The organism is Protofrankia sp. Cas8 (assembly GCF_963555845.1).
Classification (GTDB): domain Bacteria; phylum Actinomycetota; class Actinomycetes; order Frankiales; family Frankiaceae; genus Protofrankia.
Genome location: NZ_CAUVXI010000277.1, coordinates 1 through 5,910, shown reverse-complemented (window position 1 = coordinate 5,910; position 5,910 = coordinate 1). Strand labels below are relative to the sequence as shown.

General features: G+C 70.6%; 8 protein-coding genes. 7 read left to right on the top strand and 1 reads right to left on the bottom strand.

Annotated elements, in window-relative coordinates; genetic code table 11:
* The 5 genes from U9977_RS25120 to U9977_RS25100 all read left to right on the top strand — a co-directional run.
* Positions 1-714 (top strand): aldehyde dehydrogenase family protein (locus U9977_RS25120; RefSeq protein WP_322751756.1); only part of this gene is annotated, 714 nt, incomplete at its 5' end.
* Positions 711-875, top strand: a complete 165-nt coding sequence (locus tag U9977_RS25115; protein ID WP_322751755.1) for a hypothetical protein — start codon at positions 711-713, stop codon at positions 873-875. The genes U9977_RS25120 and U9977_RS25115, both read left to right, overlap by 4 nt.
* The gene (locus U9977_RS25110; RefSeq protein ID WP_322751754.1) at positions 875-1,666 is read left to right on the top strand and encodes an SDR family oxidoreductase; all 792 of its coding nucleotides are present in this window, start codon (positions 875-877) and stop codon (positions 1,664-1,666) included. Before U9977_RS25115 ends, U9977_RS25110 begins: the two co-directional genes overlap by 1 nt.
* A complete protein-coding gene (locus U9977_RS25105) occupies positions 1,663-2,946 on the top strand; it encodes a cytochrome P450 (RefSeq protein ID WP_322751753.1) in 1,284 nt (427 codons plus the stop codon). The genes U9977_RS25110 and U9977_RS25105 overlap by 4 nt, the downstream gene beginning before the upstream one ends.
* A 118-nt stretch (positions 2,947-3,064) precedes the next feature.
* On the top strand, positions 3,065-4,036 hold the full coding sequence (locus U9977_RS25100; protein WP_322751752.1) for a TIGR03621 family F420-dependent LLM class oxidoreductase: 972 nt from the start codon (positions 3,065-3,067) through the stop codon (positions 4,034-4,036).
* 25 nt (positions 4,037-4,061) lie between these two features.
* Here the strand turns inward: U9977_RS25100 and U9977_RS25095 are convergent, their stop codons facing one another.
* The gene (locus U9977_RS25095; RefSeq protein WP_322751751.1) at positions 4,062-4,541 is read right to left on the bottom strand and encodes a nuclear transport factor 2 family protein; all 480 of its coding nucleotides are present in this window, start codon (positions 4,539-4,541) and stop codon (positions 4,062-4,064) included.
* Between the two features lie 118 nt (positions 4,542-4,659).
* Here U9977_RS25095 and U9977_RS25090 point away from each other — a divergent pair, with 118 nt between their 5' ends.
* Together U9977_RS25090 and U9977_RS25085 are read left to right on the top strand one after the other, a co-directional pair.
* The gene (locus U9977_RS25090; RefSeq protein ID WP_322751750.1) at positions 4,660-5,181 is read left to right on the top strand and encodes a pyridoxamine 5'-phosphate oxidase family protein; all 522 of its coding nucleotides are present in this window, start codon (positions 4,660-4,662) and stop codon (positions 5,179-5,181) included.
* Positions 5,178-5,910: sugar phosphate isomerase/epimerase family protein (locus U9977_RS25085; RefSeq protein ID WP_322751749.1), on the top strand; the 733-nt coding region annotated here is incomplete at its 3' end. The genes U9977_RS25090 and U9977_RS25085, both read left to right, overlap by 4 nt.

The following is a 5,910-nucleotide window of genomic DNA, read 5'->3' as shown; positions in this document are numbered from 1 at the left end:
GGCAAGTCCGCCTTCATCCTCTGCCCGGATGCCGACCTCGACCGCGCGGTGGACAGCGCCGTGCGCGGCTGCTTCGTCAACAACGGCCAGACCTGTTCGGCGACGACCCGGCTGCTGGTCCCCCGCGACCTGCTCGACGAGGTGGAGGAGCGCCTGATCGCTCTGGTCGGGGCGCACGTCGTGGGCGACCCGCTGGACCCGGCCACCACGATCGGGCCGGTGGCCTCGGCTGCGCAGGCGCGTTCGATCGCGTCCTACCTGGACAAGGCCGCGCACGAGGGCACCGTGCTCGTCGGCGGTCCAGGCCCCGTGCCCGGGCTCGACCGCGGGTACTTCGTGCGTCCCACCGTGGTGAGCCGGCTGCGCAACGACGCCGTTCTCGCCCGCGAAGAGATCTTCGGCCCGGTGCTCGCGGTCATCCCGGTCGCGGACGTCGACGAGGCTGTCACCGTCGCCAACGACTCCGACTACGGCCTGTCCGGTGCGGTGTTCGCCGCGGACGACGCCGCCGCGGTCGCGGTGGCGCGCCGGTTGCGCACCGGCCAGGTCTCGATCAACGGCGGCCGGTTCAACGTGCGCGCCCCGTTCGGCGGTTTCCGGCGCTCCGGTGTGGGCCGTGAGCTGGGCGAACACGGGCTGGCGGAGTACTTCGAGCTGATGTCGCTACAGCTGCCGGCGGATGCCGGCCGTGCGTCGGGGCCGGCCGTGGCATGACTGACGGCGGGTTAGAGCATGACGGCGAGTTACAGCATGGGGTCGGGGTTCTCGCAGCTGGTCCGGCCGCGGCGCTCACCGAATGGGCGGGGCTGGACGCCGCCGGCATCGCAGCCGCGGTCGTGGCGTCCCTGACCGCCGCGGAACAGACGGTGAGCTGATGTCGGCAGACAGCAGCGACAACCAGCCGCCGGGCACGGTCGTCGTGACTGGAGCGGCCCAGGGCATCGGACGCGCGTTGGCCCACCGCCTCGCCCACGACGGCCACACGTTGGTGCTCGTCGACCTCGCGGCCGAGTCGCTGCGCCGTGTCGCCGACGATCTCGGCGCCCGCGCGGTCGTGCTCGACGTCACCGATGCGGACGCGGTCGCAGGCCTGGTGCAGGCCGCGCCGGACTGCACGATGCTGGTGAACAACGCCGCCCTCGTCATCGAAGGCGCGCTGGCGGACACCAAGGCCGCGGACGCGCGCAGAGTCCTCGACGTCAACGTCGTCGCGCCGTTGCTGGTGTCCCAGACGCTGGCGCCGATCATGGCGGCCCAGGGCGGCGGCAGCATTGTGAACCTCTCCTCGGTCACTGCCCGTTACCACCCGCCCGGGACCGGGCTGTACAGCGCGTCCAAAGCCGCGCTGGAAGGGCTGACTCGGGCGCTCGCGGTGGAGTTCGGGCCGCTGGGTATCCGCTGTAACGCGGTGGCGCCCGGCACGATTCCGACCCCGGGCTCCGACGCCCATTACGGCGACGAGAACGCGCGGATGCGGCGGGCGGCGGTGCTGCCGCTGCGCCGGCTCGGCACGGTGGACGACATCGCCGAGGCCGTGGTGTTCCTGCTCTCGTCGCGCGCAAGCTATGTGACCGGTGAGGTTCTCGCTGTCGACGGTGGCTATACGGTCGCGGGCGGTCACTTCTTCCGGCTTGCTCGGTCCACCCGAGATGGAGACAGCAGATGACCATTGACGCCCAGTCGTGTCCGTTTCCAGGGCTTGACCTGTCCAGCCCGCAATTCCTCGCGGCGCCGGAGGACTGGTACGCCCGGATGCGGGAGCAAGCACCGGTCTGCTTCGCGCCGGGCAACGGCTGGTACGTCGTTGCCAGCGCCGAACTCGTCCGCGAGGTCCTGCGTGACACGGCGACCTTCTCCTCCGCGGGCCTGAGCAAGCATGCACCGCCGCCGCCGGAGGTCGCCGAGGAGGTGGCCGCGATCCGCGCCCGCGGCTGGCCCTACGTTCCGGCGCTCGGGACCAATGATCCGCCCCGGCACACCCAGTTGCGCAAGCTCGTCAACAAGGCGTTCACCCCGCGGGCGCTGGCCTGGATGGAGCCGCTGGTCCGCCAGACCGCCGATAATCTTGCCGCTGCCTTACCCGACGGTGAGCAGGTCGACTTCTACACCGCATTCGCGGAGCCGTTGCCGGCCTGGGCGATCTGTCGGGTGCTAGGGCTGGCTGACTCACGCCGTGGCGATGTCCGACGGTGGACGCTCGCGGCTACGGCCACCATCGGTGCCCGGCCGGACGCGGCGGGCTGGATCAGTACCGAGGAGGACCTCCTCGACTACCAGCAGGCGATCGCCGCCGAGGTCGACCGGTGCCGCGAGGAGCCGGGGGAGGGACTGCTGTCGCAGCTGGTGGCCGCTGCCGGCGACCTCGGACCCGGCGAGGAGCCGATCGAGCTGGCGCACCTGCTCACGTTGGTACGTGAGCTGCTGGTCGCCGGGAACGAGACGACCGGTCGGCTGATCGCGGCAGCGGTCTATCTGCTGGACCGGCACCCGGGGGAGTGGGAGCGGCTGCGTGCCGACCCGCAGCGGGCGGGCGCGATTGTGGAGGAGGCGCTGCGGTGGTCGACCCCGGCCCAGGTCGCCTACCGTCGCGTCACCCGGGACGTCCGGCTCGGTGGTGTCGACATTCCCGCCGGATCCCGCCTGGTGGTGTCCTTCGCCTCCGCCAACCGGGACTCGCTGGCTTTCGCGGGTCCCGACGGTTTCGATCCCGACCGTCCGGGCGCACGGACCCATGTGGCTTTCGGCCAGGGGCCGCACATGTGCGTGGGCGCCGGGCTTGCCCGCATCGAGGGCGTGACGGCCCTGCAGGTACTCGCGGAACACGTCGACTCTCTTGCCGTGGTCAACCCCGGGCAGCTGCGCTACACCCCGAGTTTCATGGTGCGGGGCCTGGACTCGTTGCCCGTGATCGTGCGCCGCCGCCCCGCTGTGCGGGAGAACGCGTAGTGACCGCCTCCTGGCACCGGTGTCCTCGTCCGGTTATCGTGCCTTCTATCTGTATGTGAAGTAAAGAAACTCAGTGGATTGATCATGGCTTGACCATGTTCCCGAGGAGGGGGTCCGCATGTCGACCCGACGTCCGTTCCGTTTCGCTGTCCAGAGCTACCGGGCGGCTGACGCCCGGGAATGGAAGGACACGGTCCGCCGGGTCGAGGAGCTGGGCTATTCGGCCCTGCACGTCTGCGACCACTACATCGGGGCCGGGCCGGCGATGGATCCCACCGGTCATCGGCCGGTGACGCTCGCGCCGGTGCCGGCCATGGCCGTGGCCGCCGAGGTCAGCTCGGTGCTGCGGATCGGCTGTCGCATGTTCTGTGTGGGTTACCACCAGCCGGTGGTGCTGGCCAAGGAGATCGCGACGCTCGCGGTCCTTGCCGAGGGCCGGATCGAGGCCGGCCTGGGCGCCGGCTGGCTGGAGGCCGAGTACACCGCGATGGGGGTGCCGTTCGACAGCGGGGCGCACCGGGTCGATCTCCTGGCCGAGGTGCTGGAGCTGCTCGACATCTGGTTCGCCGGCAAGGATGTCGCCGTGGACGGTGGCCAGGTGCGGGCAGCGGGCTTCGCCCCGCTACCCGTCCCGAAACTGCGGCCGCCGCTCATGGTCGGCGGCGGCTCGCCGCGGGTGCTGCGCCTGGCCGGCGAGCGCGCCGACATCGTCAGCATCAACTTCGACAACCGGTCCGGGGTCATCGGACCGGCCAGCATCGCGGGTTCCGGGCCGGAGCAGACCCACCGCAAGCTGGCCTGGGTCCGCCAGGGCGCGGGAGAGCGGTTCGACGACATCGAGCTGGAGACCGCGGCCTACTTCGTCGCGATCGAGGGTGCGGCGGGAACGACCGAGGCCGAGCTGTCGGCCCAGACCGGCCTGGACGCGGCGGGTCTACGCGCGTTCCCGCACGCGTTGGTGGGTTCGGTGGACGAGATCTGCGACCAGCTTGAGCGGCGGCGCGAGGAGTACGGCTTCTCCTATATCACCGTCGGCGATCGGGTGCTCGACTCCTTTGCACCCGTGGTCGCCCGGTTGACCGGTCGCTGAGAAACGGATGCGCGGAGAAACGGATTCAGGGGTGCAGGACACCGCGGTTACCGTCGGTCCATATGCGGGTGAGTTCCCGGCGGGTGAAGCGCCAGCCCTCGGGCGTGCGGCGCAGCTGGTCGTCATAGCGCGCGCCGATGGTGTAGAGCTCGCCGCCCGGCACGCCGTGCCGCACGTGCTGGGCGTGGACGTAGGCGGTGTGCTCGGCGGTGTCGCCGTGTACTCGCACCACCGAGTTGGTGATCTGATGCTGGGTGGCGTCCAGCGATTCGAGTACGGACCGCAGCGACTTGATGATCGCGTTCTGGCCGGTCAGGTCGCCGATGGACCCGCCATAGGTGCACACCGCGTCGTCGGTGAACAGGCCATCCAGGGCTGCCCAGGTCCTGGTGTCCAGAGCGGTGGCATAGGCCGCCACCACGTCGAGGATGGCGCCCCGGTCGGCGAGTTCGGCGAGTTCGGCGAGCTGTCGGGCGAGCGCTGCTGGTACGGGGGCTGTCGTCATGGTGCTGGACCGTACCGCCGGTCGGCATGGTTTGTCATGGGTGACTACAGAAAGTCCATCCAGAACGCTCATCCCAGTAAGATCTTTTCCGATGAAAGCGATGAAAGCGAGGACGCCGATGGTGACACCGCCGGTACGGGGCTGGGAGGACCTCTCCGCTTTCACGCTCGACGACGACGGCGAGGCGGAGCTGCTCGCGCAACAGACGGAGTGCACCGTGGTCTGGGTGAACGCGACGGGGCATCCTCTCGGCGCGGTGGTCAACTACATGTTCCGTCGGGGTCGTTTCTGGGTGACGGCCACGGACTGGCGGCCACGGGTCGCAGCGATGCGCCGTGACAACCGGGTGTCCGTCGTGGTGAGTAGCAAGGGCTCCGGCATCCCGGCGCGGCGCTCGCTGACCTACCGGGGGCTGGCCGTCGTCCACGACGACCGTGCGACCAAGGACTGGTTTCTGCCGGAGTTCGCCGCGGCGATGCGACCCGGTGATCCGGCCAAGCAGGCGGAGTTCGCCCGCTTGCTCGATTCGACGGCCCGGGTGATCATCGAGGTCGTTCCGCAGCGGCGTACCGGCTTCGACGGGGCGAAGATGTGGGCCACCGCACCGCAGGCGGCACCCGAGGACCTGGGCGCCCAGTGAGCGCGGGTCTGGACGCAGCCGCGCCGGACGATCTCGGCGGTGTGACGCTGGCGTTTCACACCCTGGCGCCGCTGGAGCCACTGCGGCGGGCTCAGGTGGCCCGCGCCGCCGGCTTCACCTCCATCGGCCTGAGCCTGAGCTGGTTGCGCGACTGGCTGGCGGCCGGGCACAGCCTGGCCGAACTGGAGGACCTGTGTGCCGAGGCCGGTGTCGTCGTGGGGGAGCTGGAGGCGTTGCGGCCGTTTGGCGCAGCGCCCGACGCGGCCGAGGACCTCTGTTGGAGCGCCGCGGACCGGCTACGGGTTCCCTACGTCGGCGCTCTCGGTTCCTACGAAGGCGGTCTGGATGAGGCTGCGGCTCGGTTCGCCGCCCTCTGCGACCGGGCGGCGGGCGTGGGTGGGGGTGGCGGTGTCGTGGTCGGCATCGAGTTCCTGCCGTTCACCAATCTGCCCGACGCGGCCACGGCGGCGTCGGTCGTGCGCGCCGCCGGTCGCGCCAACGGCGGGATCTGCGTGGATGTCTGGCATGTCTACCGCGGCGGCCAGACCTTGGACGATCTCACCGCCGCTATCTGGCCGTCCGTGGTGCGGGTGCAGCTGTCCGACGGACCGCTGGTGGCCGAGGACGACGACCTGCTGGCTGACTGCCTGGCCAACCGGTGGCCGCTCGGTGACGGCGAGTTCGATCTGGCCGGTCTGCTGACCGCCGCGACCCGGTACTGCCCGCACG

What these genes read in the sequence shown, in the direction of transcription:
- U9977_RS25100 (WP_322751752.1), top strand. Translation starts at nt 3,065, where the DNA reads ATGTCGACCCGACGTCCGTTCCGTTTCGCTGTCCAGAGCTACCGGGCG.
- U9977_RS25110 (WP_322751754.1), top strand. Translation starts at nt 875, where the DNA reads ATGTCGGCAGACAGCAGCGACAACCAGCCGCCGGGCACGGTCGTCGTG.
- U9977_RS25105 (WP_322751753.1), top strand. Translation starts at nt 1,663, where the DNA reads ATGACCATTGACGCCCAGTCGTGTCCGTTTCCAGGGCTTGACCTGTCC.
- U9977_RS25095 (WP_322751751.1), bottom strand. Translation starts at nt 4,541, where the DNA reads ATGACGACAGCCCCCGTACCAGCAGCGCTCGCCCGACAGCTCGCCGAA.
- U9977_RS25090 (WP_322751750.1), top strand. Translation starts at nt 4,660, where the DNA reads ATGGTGACACCGCCGGTACGGGGCTGGGAGGACCTCTCCGCTTTCACG.
- U9977_RS25115 (WP_322751755.1), top strand. Translation starts at nt 711, where the DNA reads ATGACTGACGGCGGGTTAGAGCATGACGGCGAGTTACAGCATGGGGTC.